This window comes from Nocardioides potassii (assembly GCF_021648885.1).
GTDB lineage: Bacteria > Actinomycetota > Actinomycetes > Propionibacteriales > Nocardioidaceae > Nocardioides > Nocardioides potassii.
The window spans coordinates 50,504-68,918 of the sequence record NZ_JAKJHZ010000003.1; the positions used below are offsets into that span (position 1 = coordinate 50,504).

The window sequence follows — 18,415 nt, forward strand, 5'->3', positions numbered from 1 at the left end:
TCAGCGGAGCCAGGCGGCGGTGTCGGGGGCGAGCTTGCCGCCCTCGGCGGGGCCGCTGGCCAGCAGGACCTCGCCGTCGGGCAGCTCGACCGGGTGGTCGCCGCAGTTGAGGACGACGGTGAGCGGGCCGCGCCGGAACGTCAGCACGTGGTCGTTCGTGCCGACGATCTCGACCGAGTCGCCCGCGGTCCAGGCGAACTCGCGCCGCACGCGCAGCGCCTCGCGGTAGAACTCGAGCGTCGACGTCTCGTCGCCGGTCTGCGCCTCGACGGTGAGCGGCGCCCAATCGTCGGGCTGCGGGATCCACGGCTGCCCCGCGCCGGGCCCGAAGCCGTACGGCGCCTCGGTGCCGCCCCACGGGATCGGCACCCGGCAGCCGTCGCGGCCGACCTCGCCGGTGCGGAGGTAGGACGGGTCCTGGCGGAACTCGGGCGCGACGTCGACCTGCTGCAGGCCGAGCTCCTCGCCCTGGTAGAGGTAGCTCGAGCCGGGCAGGGCGAGCATCGTCAGGGTGGCCGCGCGGGCACGGGCCAGGCCCTGCTCGCCGCCGCCGTAACGCGAGGGGTGCCGTACGACGTCGTGGTTGCTGAGCACCCACGTGGGCGAGGCGCCGACCGGGGCGACGGAGGCGAGGGTGTCGGCGATGACCGTGGCGAAGGACTCCGCGGACCACGGCGCGAGGAGCCAGGCGAAGTTGAACGTCTGGTCGAGCTCGTCGGGCCGGACGAACGCCGCCATCGACTCGACCGTCTGCGTCCAGGCCTCGGCGACGGCCATCCGGTCCGGCCCGGCCTCGTCGAGGATCTTGTGCCACGAGCGGTAGACGTCGTGCACCTCGGGCTGGTCCCACATGGGCTCGTCGGTGAGCGAGCGCTCGACCATCTCGTGGGCGCTGCTCGCCGGCTTGACGCCCGCGGTGACGACCTGGTTGCGCAGCGACTCCTCCTTGTAGAGCCCGTGGGCCACGTCGATGCGGAAGCCGTCGACGCCGCGGTCCAGCCAGAAGCGGAGGACACCCTCGAACATCTCGTGGACCTCGGGGTTGCGCCAGTCGAGGTCGGGCTGGGAGGAGTCGAAGAGGTGGAGGTACCACTGGCCGTCCTCGACCTGCGTCCACGCGGGACCGCCGAAGACCGACTCCCAGTTGTTCGGCGGGTTGCCGTCCTCGCTGTCGCGGAACATGTAGCGGGCGCGCTCGGGGCTGCCGGGGCCGGCGGCCAGCGCGGCCTTGAACCACTCGTGCTCGCTCGAGGTGTGGTTGGGCACCACGTCGACGATCACCCGCAGGCCCAGCTCGTGGGCGCGCGCGACGAGGTCGTCGGCGTCGGAGAGCCGACCGAAGAGCGGGTCGACGTCGGTGTAGTCGGCGACGTCGTAGCCGTGGTCGTGCTGCGGCGAGGTGTAGAACGGCGTGAGCCACAGGGCGTCGACCCCGAGGTCGGCGAGGTGCGGCAGGCGCGCGGTGATGCCGGGCAGGTCGCCGATGCCGTCGCCGTCACTGTCCGCGAAGCTGCGGACGTAGATCTGGTAGACGACCGAGTTGCGCCACCACGCGGTGGTCGGATCGTTCGCGTCAGCCATGTCCCCATGCTCTCAGCGCCGGGGGAGGGGCGGTCAAACTACCGACGGCATGCGGCCGCCGAACAGCTCGGCGTCGACGGCGATCCACGTGTGCTCCGCGGTCGCGACGACGCGGCCGTCGGCGTCGTAGAGCGTCGAGGCGGTGAAGGTCTTGCGCCCGTCCTGGCCGCGCCCCTCGCCCACGACGACGTGCGGCTCGCCGATCACCGGCAGGTCGTCGACCCGGGTGGTCATCCGGCCGAGCACCATCAGGCGCTCGGTGAGGTCGCCCGCCCAGCCGCCGATGCAGTCCAGCGCCGCCCAGGTGGTGGCGACGGACGCGCGGGGCGTCTCGTCGACGTACGTTTGCCAGTCCTCGTGCAGGCTCGGGTGCGGGGTCCACGTCGCCGCGACGAGCGCACCGTCGGGCCCGTCGCCGGTCTGGCCCGGGAAGATCCGCAGCCCGTCGTCCTCGCTGCGCGCCGTACCGCAGGCGAAGCAGGTCGCGAACGGGTGGAAGTCGTGTCCGGGGTACGACGCCTCGGCGGCCGCTGCGACCTCGCGTGGGACCGGCTCGACCGTGAGCAGGTCGCGGGCGGCGCGCTGGGCGGTCGCGACCACCGCGTCGCCGGACGACGCCGTGGTGACGACGCCCTCGACGTGGACCGGCATCGGGGTGTCGAGCGGCGGCGGCCGGCGCAGCGAGACCTCGATCGCCGGCCAGCCGTCGGTGTGGTCGTCCGGGGAGTCCGCCGGGTCGAGGGCGGCCAGCGCGCCGGCCGTCCAGCCCCCGTTGCCCGAGTCCGGAGGACCGCAGAACCGGCGCGGGACGATGAGTTCGCTCACCGGCCTCACTGTGCCACGGGACAGCGAGGCGTGGCACTGGGCCGATGGGGAACAATGGCGCCCGTGAGTGACCTCATCGACACCACTGAGATGTACCTCCGCACGATCTACGAGCTCGTCGAGGAGGACATCGTCCCGCTGCGCGCGCGGATCGCGGAGCGGCTGCACCAGTCGGGTCCGACGGTGTCGCAGACGGTGGCACGGATGGAGCGCGACGGGTTGCTGACGGTCGAGGGCGACCGCCACCTCGAGCTCACCGAGGAGGGCCAGCTCCTGGCGACCCGGGTGATGCGCAAGCACCGGCTCGCCGAGCGGCTGCTGACCGACGTCATCGGCCTCGACTGGGAGCTGGTGCACGTCGAGGCCTGCCGCTGGGAGCACGTGATGTCCGAGACCGTCGAGCGGCGGCTGCTCGAGCTGCTCGACCACCCCACCGAGTCGCCGTACGGCAACCCGATCCCGGGGCTCGAGGAGCTCGGCGACACGACCGGCGAGGAGTTCATGACCGACGTCGAGCCGCTCTCCGACGCCGCCGTCGCGGAGGACCAGCTGGTCCACGTCAAGCGGATCTCCGAGGAGATGCAGAAGGACGAGGAGCTGATGGGCATGCTCCGCCGCGTCGGCGCGCTGCCCGGCAAGACCGTCACCATCGCCCGGACCGACGAGGGCATCCTGATCGGCTCCGGCGGCGAGACCGCCGAGCTCGTGGTCGAGGCCGCGGAGCACATCTTCGTCCGCCGCTGACGGTCCGGGAGCGGTCGGCGGCGGTGGCTGGAGTCACCGGATGTCCGGTGACCACAACGGTTGTCAGCCGAGATCTAGGCCGACAACCGTAGGACTCGGTCACGAAGCTCGCCCAGGAACTCGCTGCACCCCACCTCGAGCTTGTACGACGCCAGCGCATCACCCCGGGTCGCACCGCGGTTGACGATGACGATCGGCGTCCCTCCGGCGGCCGCGCGCTTGACGAACCGCAGCCCGCTCATGACCGTCAGCGACGAGCCGGCGACCAGCAGCGCCCCGCTCGTGCCGAGGGCCTCGACGGCGGCGTAGCAGCGGGCGACCCGGTCGGGTGGGACGTTCTCGCCGAAGAACACGACGTCCGGCTTGAGCGGCCCGCCGCACCCGCAGGTCGGGACGACGAAGTCCTCGGTCTCGTCGAGCTCCACGTCGCCGTCGGGCTTGGTCATCGCCGAGCCGTGCCGCTCGATCCACCCGGGGTTGAGCTCGTCGAGCACCCGCTCGAGCGCCGCGCGCGACGACGTCTCGCGGCAGGCCAGGCAGATGACGTCGGCGACCCGGCCGTGGAGCGCCACCATCCGCTGCGAGCCCGCGGCCTCGTGGAGGCCGTCGACGTTCTGCGTGATGAGGAGGAGGGGGTCGAGGGCGGCCAGCGCCCGGTGTCCGTCGTTGGGCTCGGCGCGGCCCATCCGCCGCCAGCCGACGTGGCTGCGCGCCCAGTAGCGGCGCTGCGCCTCGGGCGTGGCGACGAACTCCTGGTAGGTCATCGGCGCGCGCACCGGCGCCCCCGGCCCGCGGTAGTCCGGGATGCCCGAGTCCGTCGACAGCCCCGCGCCGGTCAGGACCACCAGCGTCCGCCCGGCGAGCAGGTCGAGCGCGGCCTCGGTGGTCGCGGGATCGGTCTCGCGGGCCGACGACTCGGCCGGCGCGACGGCGTACGACGAGCGGCTCAGCGTCACGTGCCGTACCGCAGCCGCGCCCGGGCCTTCGCCTTCTCCGCCTCGACCTCGCGGTTCTTCGGCGGCGCGGTCGTCACGAGGTCCTCGAGCAGGTGCTCGGTGATGTGGGCGATCTCCTTCACCGCGGCGTAGAACGCGGCCTCGTTGGCCTGTGACGGCTTGGTCGTCCCGGCGACCTTGCGCACGTACTGCAGCGCGGCGGCCGTCACCTCGTCGCTCGTTGCGGGCGGCTCGAAGTTGTTCAGCGGGCGGATGTTGCGGCACATGTGGCCACCGTACGTCGACGGCGTGGCAGGTTTCGAGGCTCGCTGCGCTCGCACCTCAACCAGCAATGGCAGATCATCCGCTGGTCGAGGAGGGAGGCGGAGACCTTGGGTCTCGTGACGGGCGCGGGGCGCCCTCCTCGACCAGCGGTGGTCCCGAGCGGTGATGCCGCTGGTCGAGGAGGGACGGAGTCCCGTCACGAGACCGAGGAACGGCGAGAACCTCGGTCTCGTGACGGGCGCGGGGCGCCCTCCTCGACCAGCGGGTGGTCCCGAGCGGTGATGCCGCTGGTCGAGGAGGGACGGAGTCCCGTCACGAGACCGGACCTAGACGGTGAAGAAGGAGACGTCCTCGCCGGTCACGAGGGCGACCCTGCCCGAGGCGAGCGGCACGAGCCGTACCTGGGCGACGTCGCTGCCGCGCTCGACCTCGACCATCCGGTTGGTCATCGAGCCGTCGTCGAGGGACAGGACCGAGACCCAGCCGGTGGTGCCGTCCCAGCCCTGGGAGACGACGGTGAGCGCGACGCGCTGCTCGGGAAGCCAGGTGAACTGGCGCGGGTCGCCGGCCGCGCCGGCCCACGTGTCCCGGTCGTAGCGGACGACGTCGATCCGGCGCGGATCGGTCAGGTCGGTGACGTCGAAGAGCGCCGCCTGTGCGCCACGGGTGACGCCGGAAGGCGTCGCGTCCTGGCCCATCCCGATGAGGCGGTGCTCGCCGAGCGGATGGAGGTACTCGGAGAAGCCGGGGATCTTCAGCTCACCGAGCAGCCGCGGCGCGGCCGGGTCGCTCAGGTCGATCGCGTAGAGCGGGTCGGTCTGCCGGAAGGTCACCACGATCGCGAGGTCGTCGAACCATCGCACCGACGTGATCTGCTCGTCGACACCGAGGTCGTCGACCAGGCCCTCCTCGACGAGGGAGGCGCCGTCCTCGCGCAGGGTGACGACCGAGTTGGAGTTCCCCGTCTCGCTGCTCGGCCCCACGGCCACCCGCAGCGAACCGCCGACGGCGTCCATCGACCAGCGGTCCGCGATGGTGCCCTCGACCTCACCCGAGGCGACGTACGTCGTCCCGGTCCCGTCGAGCGCGAAGGCGTAGAGCGGCGTCGTCCCGGTCGCCATGCTGCCCGGGAACGGACGACCGCAGTCCGGGCAGTCGCCCCAGAAGCCCCAGCTCGGGCCGCCGGCGGCCAGGTAGAAGCGGTCGGTGGAGAAGTACGACGTCTCACTGTCCGTCGCGACCGCTGTCGTGGTCCGGTCCGTCGGGGCGGCCGGGTCGAAGGCGACCACGGTCGTCGTGCCGAGCGGAGCCGCCTCGTCGGCGGGCACGGCCACGTCCGCGCAGTCGACCAGCGGCTGGCCGTCGACCGTCGGCACCCAGTCGGACAGCGTGGTCCCCCGCACCACCGCGCGGTTGTGCAGCGTCGCGCGGACCTGCCCGAAGGTCCCGCTGGGGGACGAGAAGTCGAGCGCGGGCAGACCCGTCTGCAGCACCACGCGTACGACGTCTCCGTGCAGGCGGACCGCCGAGGCACGTCCCGTGGCGGTGGTCGCGTCGACGACCGTGGGCGAGGTCGGGTCGGCGAGGTCGACGGTGGTGATCGTCGTCGACAGTCCGTCGGTCGAGGTGCCGAGCACCACCGCGCGACCGCCGACCAGGAGCAGCTCCCCGCCCGGGTCGCCGGGGTAGCCGGTGCCGCGGGCGTCCTCGATCCGGGTCGTCGACAGCAGGGCCGGCTCCTCGCCCGAGACGTCGTAGGCCAGGAGCTCGCCGTCGCGCATCCGCACCAGCAGCGGTCCGGCGACCTTCACCACGTCGGACTCGTCGACACCCAGCTCCTGGACGTTGGTGCCCGACTCGTTGCTCTCCGAGCGCGACGTGGTCACCGTGGAGCCGGCCGAGCGCTCCACGCCGTCGGGGAGGAGGCGTCGGAGCCGGCAGCGGAGTCGAACATGACGATGCCCGAGCCCCATCCGTAGGGCCCGACCTGCTCGAGACCCCGCTCGACGTAGGAGTCGAGCAGCTCGTCGCAGCTCGGCGTGGCAGTGAGGTCCGCGTTGGCGAGCACGAGGGGCGGCGCGACGACCGGCGGCACGTTCGGCTCGTGGCCCGCGCCCAGTGCGTAGCCCGCGCCGACCGCCGCGGCGAGGGAAGCCACGGCTGCCACGCCACCGACAAGAGTGCGGATGCTCATGGCCGTGGGACGCCGGGCGGGAGAGCGCGGTTCCGCGTGGCACGATGGCGCGATGAGCGCCGCCCCAGGAGAACGTGACCTCGACATCGTGCTCTTCGGGGCCACTGGCTTCACCGGCGGGCTGACCGCCGACTACCTCGCCGAGCACGCGCCCGCCGGGCTGCGCTGGGCGATCGCCGGCCGCAACGCCGACAAGCTCGAGGCCGTACGACGTCGCTTGGCCGATGCCGCGGGCGCGGACGTCGAGGTGCTGGTGGCCGACGCCAGCGACCCTGCCGCGCTGTCCGACGTGGCCCGTCGTACCCGCGTCGTGATCACCACCATCGGCCCCTACCTCGAGCACGGCGGCCCGCTGGTCGCCGCGTGCGCCGAGGCCGGCACCGACTACGTCGACCTGACCGGCGAGCCCGAGTTCGTGGACCAGACCTACCTGGCCCACCACCAGACCGCGGTGCGCACCGGCGCGCGGCTCGTCCACGCGTGCGGGTTCGACTCGGTCCCGCACGACCTCGGCGCCTACTTCACCGTCCAGCAGCTGCCGTCGGACCAGCCGATCACGCTGCGCGGCGTGGTCCGCTCGGCCGGCACCTTCTCCGGCGGCACGTTCCACTCCGCGCTCAACCAGTTCGCCCGCGCCAGGGAGATGAAGAAGACCTACGCCGCCCGACGGCGCGCGGAGGGTCGCCCCGAGGGCCGGTCGTCGCGATCGGTCGGCGGCACGCCGCACCGCGACCCGGTGCTCGGCTACTGGCTGCTCCCGCTGCCGACGATCGACCCGATCATCGTCGCCCGCAGCGGCGCCGCGCTTCCGGCGTACGGCCCGGAGTTCCGCTACTCGCACTGGGCCGGCACCAAGACGCTGCGCTACGCGGTCGGGGGTGCCGCGGGGGTCGGCGCCCTGACGGTCGCGGCCCAGGTGCCGCCGCTGCGCGACTTCCTCAAGAGCAGGGTGCCGCAGGGGTCCGGCCCCGACGCGGCCAAGCGCGACCGCTCGTGGTTCACCGTCGACTTCGTCGGTGAGGGCGGCGGCCGGACGGTGCGCACGAAGGTGTCGGGCGGCGACCCCGGCTACACCGAGACGGCCAAGATGCTGTCCGAGGCCGCCCTGTGCCTAGCCTTCGACGACAACCCGGAGACCTCCGGCCAGGTGACGCCTGCGGTCGCGATGGGCGACGCGCTGCTGGCCCGGTTGCAGGCCGCGGGCATCCGGTTCGAGACGGTCTGACCACCTCGCCCCACCCCTGCTGACAGCCCGGTGAGCGTGGGCGGATGAATTACACAATTGTTCTTCATCCATCGGCGTGGCGGCCTTGACAGATCGCTCCTACGATCTCTCTTTGTGTCTCGTCTGCCCCTCTCGTCACACCAGTCACAGCAGTCCCAGCGCCCTGCGGGAGTGCTGCGGTCGGTGACGTCCTGGGTCGGTCGGACCACGCGTCTGGCGGTCGGGGCGCTCGCGCTCGTCCTGCTGGTCACCCCCACGACCACCGGCCGGGTCCAGCTCGCCACCTCGACGTACCTCTGCACGGGGTACGCCGGGTGCCAGGCCGCCGGCTACGGCAACTTCGGGTACCGCACGGCGTCGTCGACGATGTACTGGAAGATGTACGCGGGACACAACTGCACCAACTACGTGGCGTACCGGTTGATCCAGTCCGGCATGCCGGCCACGCGGCCCTGGGAGGGCAACGGCAACGCGTCCAACTGGGGCGTGGCGATGGCAAGCATCACCGACCAGTCGCCGCGGGTCGGCGCGGTCGCGTGGTACCGCTCGAACGTCTCGCCGGCCGGGTCCAACGGCCACGTGGCCTTCGTGGAGCAGGTCATCTCCGACTCCGAGATCATCGTGTCGGAGGACTACTGGGGCGGCGACTTCCACTGGCGCCGCGTGACGAAGACCGGGGGCGGCTGGCCCAGCGGCTTCATCCACTTCAACGACCGCGTGGTCGAGCCGACCACCCCGCCGGTCATCACCGGCTCGCCGGCCGTCGGGTCGCCGCTCGCGGTCGACCTCGGCGCGTGGACGCCGACTCCGAGCAGCGTGGCCGTGCGCTGGCTCGCCGACGGGGCCGCGATCCCGGGCGCCACCTCGCCCAGCTACGTCCCGACGCCGGACGTGAAGGGCAAGAGCCTCACCGCCGAGGTCACGGCCGTGCTCGACGGCTACAACCCCGGGCAGGCCTCCCTGGCCACGGCACCCGTCGCACCCGGGACCTTCCAGCGCACCGCGACGCCGACGATCCAGGGCACGCCGGAGGTCGGCCAGACCCTGACCCTCACGCCGTCCGCGTGGGCGCCGGAGCCCAGGAAGGTCACGACGCAGTGGTACGCCGACGGGGTCGCCCTCGACGGCGCCACCGGCTCGACGCTCGTCCTCGACCGGAGCCACATCGACAAGCGCATCACCGCCCGCACGACAGCCAGCGCCGGAGGCTTCAAGAAGTCGCGCTCCGTGGCGGCGGAGACCACGCCCGTCCTCGCCAAGGCCGTCTCGATCACCCGGCCCACCGTCGTGCAGGGCGCGGCGAAGGTCGGCAGCAAGCTCGTGGCGAACGTCGGCGCGGCCCGCCCCACCAACGCCACGGCGTCGTACCGCTGGCTGCGCGACGGCAAGCGGATCTCCGGCACCACGCGCAACACCTACACGGTCCGCCGCGGCGACGTCGGCCACAGCCTGTCGGTCGAGGTCACCTGGACCAAGCGGTACTTCCGCGACACGGTGGAGAGCGTCGCGGTGACCGGCCCGGTCATGGCCGTCTCCGACGTGCGGGTCCGCGCGGACGTGAAGCGATCGAAGGTGACGCTCGAGGTCAAGGTCAAGGCTCCCGGGTCGGCGAAGCCGGCGGGGACGATCGCCGTCACCCTCGGCGGCCGTTCGGTCGAGGCCCAGGTCGTCGACGGGAAGGCGCGGGTCGTCCTCAAGCACCTCAAGTCGGGCACCAAGCCCCTCGTCGTCCGCTACTCCGGCACCGACCTGGTGCTGCCGGACGTCGCGCGCTCGACGGTGACGGTGGCCGGGCGCTGAGGCCGGACCAGGCACACTGACGGGGTGATCTCCCACGACCTCGCCCGCCGGCTGCACGACGCCGGGCTGACGTGGTCGCCGCGCAACGGGGACACCTTCTGGGTGCCTGACCGCGAGCTCGACGACACGGTCTTCACCGTCAGCGACATGGTCGTCGAGGTGCGCGACCAGCCGCACGGGCGGGTGCTCGCCTTCAACGGCACCACCGAGTGGGCGCTCGACGACGTCGACGAGCGCGAGGCCGTGTGGCTGCCCCGCCTCGACCAGCTCCTCGAGCTGCTCGGCCCCGCGTTCGTCAGCCTCACCGCGCGCTCGGGCGGGTACGTCGTCCGCGTCCGGGCGGCGGACGCCGAGCAGGAGCACGTGGACGTCGGCGCGCAGGACGCGGTGGCCCGCGCCCTGCTGGCGCTCCTCGACCAGAGCGGCCCGGCCTGACCCGGACTCATCCCGCCGGGTCGGTCACCGAGAACACCGGCCACCCGATCTCGGTGCGCCAGCGGGCCGGGTCGTCGGTGTCACGAGGCCCGACGAGGTAGGTCTCGCGCACCGGTCCGGCGACGGCGAGAGCGTTGGCGACGACCCAGGCGCCGACCTCGCCATAGGTGACGTCGATGTCGTCGTGGTCCCCGACGTGCGTCGCGACGGCCAGCTCCACGGCCGGCAGCTCGACCGGGTGCACACGCCCCCGACGTGGCGGGTCGTCGGAGGGCCGGTAGACCAGCGCGTGTCCGCGGCCGACCTCGAAGAGCGCGTTGTCGTACACGCCTCCCGGTGTCGTGACCGGATCGGCGAGGGCGGCGTCGAGCTCCGCCATGGCGCCGGCGTACCACGCCAGGACGTCGTCGAGCTCGACGTCCGCCTCGACGGCTGCCACGATCGACGAGGGCACCGGCCGCACCTCGACGGCCACGGGCGCGGGCTCGGGTGCCAGCAGGCGGCGAAGCGAGCGTACGGCGGCACGGGTCCTGTCGAGCTCTGCTTCCAGCCTGCGCAGGTGCGCGGCCACCAGCTCGGCGCGCGTCGTGCGGTCCGCTGCTCCAAGGATGCGGTGCACGGTCGCCAGCGGGACGTCGAGCTCGCGCAACCGGTGGATGACCTGGGCGGTGGGGATCTGGTCGGCGGTGTAGTAGCGGTACCCGCTCAGCCCGTCGACGCGGGCCGGGGCCAGCAGGCCGGCCTCGTGGTAGCGCCGCAGCGTCCGCACGCTCAGGTGCGTCAGGCGGGCGAACTCCCCGATGCTGAGATGGGTGGACACCCGCGCAGTGTGCACTCTCTCCCGGGGGGAGAGTCCAGTGCTTGACCCTCCTGTGCGGTCAGGCGGGACGGTCGTTGCATGACCACTCACACGAACATCCAGGACATCAGCCTCGACGAGCTGCCGGCGACGATCCGTGCGTTCCTCGCGGCCCACACCGTCCGCGAGGCGGACGCCGCCCTCCGCACGTTCACCCACGACCCGGTGGTCGTCGACCAGGACGAGACCTTCAGCGGCACCGAGGAGGTGTCCGACTTCCTGCGCAACGCCGGGGCCGAGTTCACCTACACGACCGAGCTCGTCTCGGCGCGGCGCGAGGACGCGACCCACTACGTCGTCGTCAACCACATCGAGGGCGACTTCCCCGGAGGCGTCGCGGACCTCCACTACCGGTTCACCCTCACCGGCGACCTCATCAGCGAGCTGCGCATCGGCTGACGTGTCGGGCGGGGCCGCCGCTGCTGCTGCCGGAACGCCGACGATCAGTCCGGCCGGGACTGGCTCGTCGCTGCGAAGTTGACACTGATGCGCGGGCCGGACGGACCGACCTCCTTGGGCACGCAGTGGCGCCAGTCGACCTGGCACCGGCCACCCATCACCACCAGGTCGCCGGCGAGCGGACGGAACGTCCTGCTCGCGCCGCCCGCCGTCGGCCTGATGAGGAACCGCCGCGCCGCGCCGAGGCTCAGCACCGGCACGATGCACTCGCGCCGCCGCGTCGAGGGGCCGTCGCCGTGCCACCCGGTGCTGTCGCGGTGGGTGCGGTAGAGGTTGATCCAGAGGCGGTCGTAGCTGACGCCGTAGTGCGCGGTCAGGGCCGAGGCCATGGACCTCAGCACCTCGGGGGCGTCCAGCAGCTCGGCGTACTCGGCGGTGAGGCGTGGCTCCCTGACCGTCTGGTCGTACATCCGGCGCCACCGCTGCTCCCAGCGGGCACTCGCCAGCAGGTCCTCGAACACCTGCTCGGCGCCGGCCAGCCAGCCCGGGACGTGCTCGACCCAGGAGTGGGCGTCGAGCCGCACGCGGTGGGCGGTCGAGAACGTGTCGTCGACCCAGGGCTCGCGATCGCCGGCGTCGTCACCGAAGAGCGGGAGGGCGGAGTCCGTCATGCGTCCGTCCTACCAACCAGCACCGACAGTGCCGCGGTGGGCTGCTCAGGAGCAGATGCCGTAGATCTCGTCCTCGTCCTCCTTCTTCCCGGACTTGGACGGGGAACCGTCGCGGTCCGCCCTCGGACCCTCGGCGTCGACGGACGTGTCGCCGATCAGCCTCGCCGGGAGCTCCTGGTCGCGGGCGAGCAGCCTCCAGATCTCGTCGGCACGGTCGGTCCAGCGGACCCGGCCGAAGAACTCGCTGTCGCGCGGGTAGTACTCGGTCGGCAGGGTGACGAACTGGATCTCGTCCAGGCCGATGCCCTGGAGCTGCATCGCGACCCTGCCGAGCCGGACGACGTTGGCGAACTCCTCGTCGGTGCGCAGCGACTTCGTGGCCGCGTCGAGGAACTTCACGACCCGGTCCAGCCGGGTCAGCGTGCCGGCCGAGAGCACCTGGCGCACGAGGGCGCCGATGAACTCCTGCTGGCGCCGGATGCGCGAGATGTCGTTGCGCTGGAGCAGGGGTCCGACGTACCGCGCGCGGACGTAGTCGAGCGCCTCGTCGCCGCTCAGCCTCGACGGGTTCCCCGCCGGTACGAAGATGCCGCGGGGCTTGTCGACGATGTCGTAGGGCACGCACACCTCCACGGCACCCACTGCGTCGACCATCGAGCCGAAGCTGGCGAAGTCGACCACGATGAAGTGCTCGACCCGGATGTGGGCGTTCTCCTCCAGCTGGCGCATCGTGCACAGCGGCCCGCCGACGTTGAAGGCGGCGTTCCAGATCACGTCCGTGACCGCCGGGGAGTCGCAGCCGTCCTCCGGCCGGTCGACGATGGAGTCGCGCGGGATCGAGACGGCGTACGCCCTGGAGCGGTCGGCCGAGAGGTGCACCAGGATCGTGGTGTCGGAACCACCGCCCTGCTCGTCGTCGATGCGGTTCGCACCGGCACGCGAGTCGGAGCCCATCACCAGGACGTCGAGCGGCCGTCCGTTGCCGGTGTACCGCTCGACCGGTCGCGCCTTCTCGTCCAGCCCATCGGTCGGGACGCTCTCGATGTTGCCGTTGAGGTGGCGGACGAACACGACGGTGCTGACGCCGGTGACGAGCGCGAGCACCAGCGCCGTGACCAGGACGATGCGACCGACGGACCACCTGCGTCTCGCCGTGGCGCGCGGTGGCTCAGCCTCCTCGGGCGACTCGTCTGGCACGGGCGCTCACTTCCGTCGCGGTCGGCGCTGACCTGACAGAAGTTACTTCACCGCTTCCCCGTAGAGGCGCCGCAGCATGGCCTCGGGTGACGGCGACTTCCCTCGCGTGGGCGTCTCCCTGACCTCGGCCGCCGCCACCAGGGCCGACGCGATGTCGCGGATCTTCCGGTTCGAGTCCGAGGAGAAGGCCCGCAGCAACGCCCACGCTGTCTCCGGGTCGACGCTGTAGAGCTGCACCAGGACGCCCTTGGCCTGCTCGATGACCGCACGGTGCTCGGCGAAGTCGGAGACCGCCTCGTCCAGCTCCGCGTCGACCGCGTCCCGTCGCACGTCGGTGATGTCCACCAGGTGCCCCGCGATGACCAGCGCTCGGTCGCGCTGCTCCGCGTGGCCGGCCGCGATCACGACCCGCTCGCGCTGCTTCGCCGTGACGATCCGGTGGAGGAACGAGAACGGCTCGCCCCGCTCCACCGCTCCCTCGCGGGAGTCCCACGCCGGGCCGCGGTCCTCCGCCCGGATGTGGCTCATCACCAGCTCGGTCGTCGGCACCACGTCGCCCGGCTCGAACCCGTGGATGCGATACATCTCGTCGCTCCACCACCAGTGGTCCCGGTCGGGCTCGTAGGTGTACCTGCCCACCTGCGCGTTGTGGGACGCGGAGAACGCGCCACCGCCCGACCGGTCGCTCATGACGCGATGATGCAACCGCCGCAGACAGCCGGGCAAGTCGGACGTGGGCCATGGCGCGCGCGGTCGCGTCGGCTCCGGGGAACGGATGGTCGCGGGCGCGAACGCTCACCTCGCCATCAGCGCACTGGCACCATGCAGGCATGACGTCCACCACGCACCAGTCGCGCCGCGACGTCGTGCTCGACGTGGTGCTCGCCCTGGTGGTCCTGGTGGCGTCGGCCCTGGGTGCGCCGCCCAACAGCCCGTCCACTGCGCCGTCGTGGCCCGACGCGAACCCGGCCGTGCTGGGCCCGATCGTGCTTGCGAGCCTGCTGCTCCTGCTGCGGCGGCGGTACCCGCAGGCGGTGTGGGCCGGCACCGTGGTCCTCGCCCTGGTGCCCGCCGTGACGATCGGTGAGAGCGGCCGGGGACTTCCCGCGGTGGCGGTCGCGCTCTACACCGTGGCGGCGTACGCCGGGCGGCGCTGGGCGTTGTGGGCCGGGGTGGTGAGCGTCGTGATGGCGATGACGATCTTCCTGACCACGGCGGACTCGGTGCTGAGCGACCCCGCGCTGGTCGCCGTACTGCCGTGGTGCGGGCTGGCGGCGGCCCTGGGCGACACCGTGCGCAGCCACCGGTTGCGGCTGGCGGACGCACGCGAGCGGGCACGGGTGGCCGAGGAGACGCGGGAGGAGGAAGCGCGGCGGCGGGTGGCGGAGGAGCGGTTGCGGCTCTCGCGCGAGCTCCACGACGTCATCGGCCACCACCTCGCGGTCATCAACGTCCAGGCGGGCCTGGCCGAGGTGCTCACGACCCGCGACCCCGACGGGGCGATCGCGGCGCTCGAGCAGGTGCGCGCGGCCACCTCCGAGGCCCTCTCGCAGACGAGCGCCCTGGTCGGGCACCTGCGGATCGGCGACGACGACACCGGCCCGGCGCCCACGCTCCGCGACCTCCCCGGCATCGTCGAGTCCACCCGGGCCGCGGGCGCCGAGGTGCGGTGGACCAGGCGCGGGGACCTTCCCGTGGCCGACGCGGTCGTGGACCGCAACGGTGTGCGCATCGTGCAGGAGGCGCTGACCAACGCCGTGCGTCACGGTGCGGGGCCGGTCCAGCTGCTGACCGACGCTCGTGACGGACGGCTCCGCATCGAGGTCACGAACCGGCTGCGGCCGGGCCTGCCTCCCGCGCGCCCCGAGACCGACGGTGGGCACGGGCTCGTCGGGATGCGCGAGCGGGTCATCCTGTGCGGGGGCACCCTGGAGGCAGGCGCCGAGGGTGAGGCGTTCCGCGTGCTGGTCGAGCTCCCCCTCGATCCGCGAGGGGACGCCCCTGCGACCGTCGAGGAGCCGGCATGACGATCCGGGTGGCCATCGCCGACGACCAGGCGCTGATCCGCGCCGGGTTCGCCGCCATCCTCGGCACGCACGACGACATCGAGGTGGTGGCCGAGGCGGCCGACGGCCACGAGGCGCTGGACGCCGTTCGCGGCACCCGTCCCGACGTGGTCCTGATGGACATCCGGATGCCGGGCCTGGACGGACTTGCCGCGACCGAGGCGATCAGCGCGGACCCCGACCTGGCGGGCGTCCGCGTGGTGGTGCTGACGACCTTCGAGTCCGACGACTACGTCGTCGCCGCCCTGCGCGCCGGTGCGGCAGGGTTCCTCGGCAAGGACGTCGGACCCCAGGGCCTCGCGGAGGCGATCCGCGTGGTCGCCGCGGGCGAGGCGCTCCTCTCGCCGCGCGCCACCCGCAGCCTCATCGACCGCCACCTCGCCGTCCCCATCGCGGCCACCACCGACCGCGTCGACGAACGACTGGCCGACCTCACCGAGCGTGAACGGGAGGTCGTGACCCTGGTCGGGCTCGGCCTCGACAACGCACAGATCGCCGAACGGCTCGTCGTCTCGCCGCACACCGCCAAGACCCACGTCAACCGGGCCATGGCCAAGGTCGGCGCCCGCGATCGCGCCCAGCTGGTCGTGCTCGCCTACCAGACCGGGCTCGTGCAGCCCGGCCGCACCACCGACTGACCCGGTCCGGCTCCTGCCATCGGCGTACTGCGCCTGCGGTACGCGGAGGACGCTCCCGCTGCGCGATGTGGACGACGGGGCGTGCGCGCGAACCTCGATGCATGATCGAAGTAGACGACCTCGTCAAGCACTACGGCACCACCCGTGCTGTGGACGGCATGACCTTCACCGCCCGCCCCGGCGTCGTGACCGGCTTCCTCGGGCCCAACGGCGCCGGCAAGTCCACCACCATGCGAGCAGTCCTCGGGCTCGACACCCCCACCAGCGGCACCACTCGCGTCAACGGCAAGGACTACCGGTCCTCGGCCGCTCCGCTCGCCGAGGTGGGCGCGCTCCTCGACGGTCGAGCGTTCGACCGCTCCCGCACCGCCCGCGCACACCTTCGCTCGGTCGGTGCTGCCGTGGGCGTCGGCAAGCGTCGCGTCGAGGAGGTGCTGGACCTCGCCGGCCTCACCAGCGTCGCCGACCGGCCCGCAGGCCAGTTCTCCCTCGGCATGGGACAACGCCTCGGCATCGCCACGTCGCTCCTCGCGGACCCGCCCGTCGTCATGCTCGACGAGCCGGTCAACGGCCTCGACCCCGACGGCATCACCTGGATCCGCACCCTCACCCGCCAGCTCGCCGACGAAGGCCGGACCGTCCTCATCTCCTCGCACCTGATGAGCGAGATGGAGCAGACCGCCGACCACCTCGTCATCGTCGGGGGTGGCCGGGTCATCACCGACGAGCCGATGGACGACCTCATCGCCCGGACCTCGGGCGGCGCCGTCCACGTCGTCAGCCCGGGCGCGTCCGTGCTCGCCGAGGCGCTCGGCGCCCAGGGGATCGAGGTCGAGCAGGACCGGAGCGACCACCTGCTGCTGCACGGCACGACGGCCGCCCACGTCGGCGACCTCGCCCGGGACCTGGGCGTCGCCGTCCACGAGCTCACGCCGCGGCGCAAGTCGCTCGAGCAGATCTTCATGGAGCTCACCGCCGACGCGGTGACCTACCGCTCCCACACCGACACCGACGCCGCACCCGCAGAGCCGACTGGAGACTCCGATGCCTGACCTCACCGCCACCCGCACCCCGCCCGCCACGACGACACCGACGACGGCCGGCACCACGGCGTACCGCCTCACCTTCGCCCGGGTGCTTCGCTCGGAGTGGATCCGGCTCGTCACCACCCGGTCCACCCGGTGGACCCTCCTCGCGACCGGACTCGTGATGGTCGCCATCGGGCTCGTCGCCGCGAGCGTCTCCGGCTCCGGCACGTCGGCCCAGCCCGGCGGGCCCACCCCGGCCTTCGAGACCTCGGACCCGATGGCCACCCTCATGGCCGGCGCCACGCCCGGCTTCCTGCTCATGGTCGTGCTCGGCGTCATCGTCGGCGCCCGGGAGTACGGCACCGGGCTCGCCCGCACGACGTACGCCGCGGTGCCACGCCGGTGGCCCGTGGTCCTCGGCAGGATGCTGGTCCTGGCCGCGGCCGCGACGGTGGTGGTCGGGCTGGGTGCGCTCATCGCCTTCGTCGGCGGCAACGCTGTGCTCTCCGCGAGCGACGCACCCACGGCCGGCTGGGGCGACGACGGCGTGGTCCGGGCGCTGATCGGCAACATCGGCTACCTCGTGGGCAGCGCCGTCATCGGCGTGGCGGTCGGCACCCTGACCCGGAGCATCGGATCGGGCCTGGGGATCGTGATCGGCCTCGGCCTCGTGCTGCCGGCCTTCGGCACGCTGCTGCTGCCCGAGGACTACCAGGGCGTGCTCGACTACCTGCCGTCCCAGGCCGGGATGTCCTTCACGGCGCTCGACGCAGGCAGCGACTACCTGTCCGTGGGACTCGGTGCGGCCGTCTTCCTCGTCTGGGTCGTCGGCACCGGCGCCGCGGCGCTCGTCAGCGTCCTGCGCCGCGACGTGTGAGGCGGTCCGGGCGCGTGCGAACCGGTCGGCCGGGGGACCCGGGTCGGTCTTGCCCCGGCATCGACACTGGAGGCATGGCTGGGGAGACGGTGCGGTTCGAGGCCGTGGTGGAACCCCTCGTCTGGGGCCGCAACACCTACACCGTCCTGAAGGTCCCCGACCGCCTCGCGCGCAGCGCGACGCTCGCGCGCACCCGCCGGGTGGAGGGCACGATCAATGGCGTCGAGGTCAACGCCGGCCTCAACCGCGCGGACGTCATCGAGGAGACGTTCCTCTACGTCGGCAAGCCGATGCTGCGCCGGATCGAGGCGGCGCTGGGCGACGTCGTGGACTGCGCCCTCGCGCCTGCCGACCCCGACCGCGTCCCGGTGCCCGACGACGTCGTCGAGGCGCTCGAGCGCGGCGGCAGGACGGACGCATTCGAGCGGCTGCCGGCGTCACGCCGGAGGCAGCTGCTGGTGCCGGTGGAGGCGGCCGCACGGGCCGACACCCGCGCCCGTCGGCTCGATGACCTGATCAGGGCCCTCGACCCCGGCTGAGACCGACGGGACACGTGCCCGTGGTGGGTGACAGTGGTGCCCCAGGCAAGAGTCGAACTTGCGACCTTTCGCTTAGGAGGCGGCTGCTCTACCCACTTGGGCCCTCGTCAAGAACGA

20 protein-coding genes are annotated in these 18,415 nt (G+C 72.6%); 10 read left to right on the plus strand and 10 right to left on the minus strand.

Annotated elements, in window-relative coordinates; genetic code table 11:
• Positions 1-1,581 carry a glycoside hydrolase family 13 protein gene (locus L2K70_RS01735; protein WP_236398102.1) on the minus strand — a complete coding sequence of 527 codons (1,581 nt, stop codon included), beginning with the start codon at positions 1,579-1,581 and terminating at the stop codon, positions 1-3.
• 33 nt (positions 1,582-1,614) lie between these two features.
• Positions 1,615-2,406 carry a hotdog family protein gene (locus L2K70_RS01740; protein ID WP_236398105.1) on the minus strand — a complete coding sequence of 264 codons (792 nt, stop codon included), beginning with the start codon at positions 2,404-2,406 and terminating at the stop codon, positions 1,615-1,617.
• A gap of 63 nt (positions 2,407-2,469) precedes the next feature.
• Between L2K70_RS01740 and L2K70_RS01745 the strand changes: the two genes are divergently transcribed.
• Positions 2,470-3,150, plus strand: a complete 681-nt coding sequence (locus tag L2K70_RS01745; RefSeq protein WP_236398108.1) for an iron-dependent transcriptional repressor DtxR — start codon at positions 2,470-2,472, stop codon at positions 3,148-3,150.
• A gap of 74 nt (positions 3,151-3,224) precedes the next feature.
• Here L2K70_RS01745 and L2K70_RS01750 read toward each other — a convergent pair whose 3' ends face one another.
• From L2K70_RS01750 to L2K70_RS01765, 4 genes are all read right to left on the minus strand, one after another.
• The gene (locus L2K70_RS01750; RefSeq protein WP_236398111.1) at positions 3,225-4,106 is read right to left on the minus strand and encodes a Sir2 family NAD-dependent protein deacetylase; all 882 of its coding nucleotides are present in this window, start codon (positions 4,104-4,106) and stop codon (positions 3,225-3,227) included.
• Positions 4,103-4,372: a DUF2277 domain-containing protein gene (locus L2K70_RS01755; protein ID WP_236398113.1), complete on the minus strand. Its 270-nt coding sequence runs from the start codon at positions 4,370-4,372 to the stop codon at positions 4,103-4,105. The genes L2K70_RS01750 and L2K70_RS01755 overlap by 4 nt, the downstream gene beginning before the upstream one ends.
• A 324-nt stretch (positions 4,373-4,696) precedes the next feature.
• Positions 4,697-6,280 carry a beta-propeller domain-containing protein gene (locus L2K70_RS01760; protein WP_236398116.1) on the minus strand — a complete coding sequence of 528 codons (1,584 nt, stop codon included), beginning with the start codon at positions 6,278-6,280 and terminating at the stop codon, positions 4,697-4,699.
• Positions 6,253-6,528: a hypothetical protein gene (locus tag L2K70_RS01765; RefSeq protein ID WP_236398120.1), complete on the minus strand. Its 276-nt coding sequence runs from the start codon at positions 6,526-6,528 to the stop codon at positions 6,253-6,255. The genes L2K70_RS01760 and L2K70_RS01765 overlap by 28 nt, the downstream gene beginning before the upstream one ends.
• Positions 6,529-6,616: 88 nt before the next feature.
• On the opposite strand from L2K70_RS01765, the gene L2K70_RS01770 reads away from it, so the two are divergent.
• The 3 genes from L2K70_RS01770 to L2K70_RS01780 all read left to right on the plus strand — a co-directional run bounded on the left by L2K70_RS01770 (position 6,617) and on the right by L2K70_RS01780 (position 10,024).
• Positions 6,617-7,789 carry a saccharopine dehydrogenase family protein gene (locus tag L2K70_RS01770; protein ID WP_236398123.1) on the plus strand — a complete coding sequence of 391 codons (1,173 nt, stop codon included), beginning with the start codon at positions 6,617-6,619 and terminating at the stop codon, positions 7,787-7,789.
• A gap of 183 nt (positions 7,790-7,972) precedes the next feature.
• Complete coding sequence (locus tag L2K70_RS01775) at positions 7,973-9,589, plus strand: CHAP domain-containing protein (protein WP_236398126.1); 1,617 nt, start codon at positions 7,973-7,975, stop codon at positions 9,587-9,589.
• A 24-nt stretch (positions 9,590-9,613) separates the two neighbouring features.
• The gene (locus L2K70_RS01780) at positions 9,614-10,024 is read left to right on the plus strand and encodes a pilus assembly protein CpaE (RefSeq protein ID WP_236398129.1); all 411 of its coding nucleotides are present in this window, start codon (positions 9,614-9,616) and stop codon (positions 10,022-10,024) included.
• A 7-nt stretch (positions 10,025-10,031) separates the two neighbouring features.
• Here the strand turns inward: L2K70_RS01780 and L2K70_RS01785 are convergent, their stop codons facing one another.
• Positions 10,032-10,844: a MerR family transcriptional regulator gene (locus L2K70_RS01785; protein ID WP_236398132.1), complete on the minus strand. Its 813-nt coding sequence runs from the start codon at positions 10,842-10,844 to the stop codon at positions 10,032-10,034.
• Positions 10,845-10,922: 78 nt separating this feature from the next.
• Here L2K70_RS01785 and L2K70_RS01790 point away from each other — a divergent pair, with 78 nt between their 5' ends.
• Entirely contained in the window at positions 10,923-11,282 is a 360-nt protein-coding gene (locus tag L2K70_RS01790; protein WP_236398134.1) for a nuclear transport factor 2 family protein, read from the plus strand.
• A 44-nt stretch (positions 11,283-11,326) separates the two neighbouring features.
• Here the strand turns inward: L2K70_RS01790 and L2K70_RS01795 are convergent, their stop codons facing one another.
• Genes L2K70_RS01795 through L2K70_RS01805 form a run of 3 tightly spaced genes read right to left on the minus strand, consistent with a single transcriptional unit; the run spans position 11,327 to position 13,840 of the window.
• Complete coding sequence (locus L2K70_RS01795) at positions 11,327-11,953, minus strand: alpha-ketoglutarate-dependent dioxygenase AlkB (protein WP_236398137.1); 627 nt, start codon at positions 11,951-11,953, stop codon at positions 11,327-11,329.
• A 45-nt stretch (positions 11,954-11,998) separates the two neighbouring features.
• Positions 11,999-13,150 carry an LCP family protein gene (locus L2K70_RS01800; protein ID WP_236398140.1) on the minus strand — a complete coding sequence of 384 codons (1,152 nt, stop codon included), beginning with the start codon at positions 13,148-13,150 and terminating at the stop codon, positions 11,999-12,001.
• 42 nt (positions 13,151-13,192) lie between these two features.
• A complete protein-coding gene (locus tag L2K70_RS01805) occupies positions 13,193-13,840 on the minus strand; it encodes a PAS and ANTAR domain-containing protein (protein WP_236398143.1) in 648 nt (215 codons plus the stop codon).
• Between the two features lie 140 nt (positions 13,841-13,980).
• Here L2K70_RS01805 and L2K70_RS01810 point away from each other — a divergent pair, with 140 nt between their 5' ends.
• The 5 genes from L2K70_RS01810 (at position 13,981) to L2K70_RS01830 (ending at position 18,298) form a co-directional block, all read left to right on the plus strand.
• Positions 13,981-15,177, plus strand: coding sequence for a sensor histidine kinase (locus tag L2K70_RS01810; RefSeq protein ID WP_236398146.1), 1,197 nt, complete (start codon positions 13,981-13,983; stop codon positions 15,175-15,177).
• Positions 15,174-15,854, plus strand: a complete 681-nt coding sequence (locus L2K70_RS01815; protein WP_236398150.1) for a response regulator transcription factor — start codon at positions 15,174-15,176, stop codon at positions 15,852-15,854. The genes L2K70_RS01810 and L2K70_RS01815 overlap by 4 nt, the downstream gene beginning before the upstream one ends.
• Before the next feature lie 101 nt (positions 15,855-15,955).
• A complete protein-coding gene (locus tag L2K70_RS01820; protein ID WP_236398152.1) occupies positions 15,956-16,906 on the plus strand; it encodes an ABC transporter ATP-binding protein in 951 nt (316 codons plus the stop codon).
• Positions 16,899-17,759: a hypothetical protein gene (locus L2K70_RS01825; protein ID WP_236398155.1), complete on the plus strand. Its 861-nt coding sequence runs from the start codon at positions 16,899-16,901 to the stop codon at positions 17,757-17,759. Before L2K70_RS01820 ends, L2K70_RS01825 begins: the two co-directional genes overlap by 8 nt.
• Before the next feature lie 74 nt (positions 17,760-17,833).
• Entirely contained in the window at positions 17,834-18,298 is a 465-nt protein-coding gene (locus L2K70_RS01830; RefSeq protein WP_236398159.1) for a YdeI/OmpD-associated family protein, read from the plus strand.
• Positions 18,299-18,415: the final 117 nt, after the last annotated feature.

Coding starts and splice junctions, on each gene's coding strand:
- L2K70_RS01735 (WP_236398102.1), bottom strand. CDS start 1,581: ATGGCTGACGCGAACGATCCGACCACCGCGTGGTGGCGCAACTCGGTC.
- L2K70_RS01755 (WP_236398113.1), bottom strand. CDS start 4,372: ATGTGCCGCAACATCCGCCCGCTGAACAACTTCGAGCCGCCCGCAACG.
- L2K70_RS01770 (WP_236398123.1), top strand. CDS start 6,617: ATGAGCGCCGCCCCAGGAGAACGTGACCTCGACATCGTGCTCTTCGGG.
- L2K70_RS01790 (WP_236398134.1), top strand. CDS start 10,923: ATGACCACTCACACGAACATCCAGGACATCAGCCTCGACGAGCTGCCG.
- L2K70_RS01795 (WP_236398137.1), bottom strand. CDS start 11,953: ATGACGGACTCCGCCCTCCCGCTCTTCGGTGACGACGCCGGCGATCGC.
- L2K70_RS01805 (WP_236398143.1), bottom strand. CDS start 13,840: ATGAGCGACCGGTCGGGCGGTGGCGCGTTCTCCGCGTCCCACAACGCG.
- L2K70_RS01810 (WP_236398146.1), top strand. CDS start 13,981: ATGACGTCCACCACGCACCAGTCGCGCCGCGACGTCGTGCTCGACGTG.
- L2K70_RS01815 (WP_236398150.1), top strand. CDS start 15,174: ATGACGATCCGGGTGGCCATCGCCGACGACCAGGCGCTGATCCGCGCC.
- L2K70_RS01820 (WP_236398152.1), top strand. CDS start 15,956: ATGATCGAAGTAGACGACCTCGTCAAGCACTACGGCACCACCCGTGCT.
- L2K70_RS01825 (WP_236398155.1), top strand. CDS start 16,899: ATGCCTGACCTCACCGCCACCCGCACCCCGCCCGCCACGACGACACCG.
- L2K70_RS01830 (WP_236398159.1), top strand. CDS start 17,834: ATGGCTGGGGAGACGGTGCGGTTCGAGGCCGTGGTGGAACCCCTCGTC.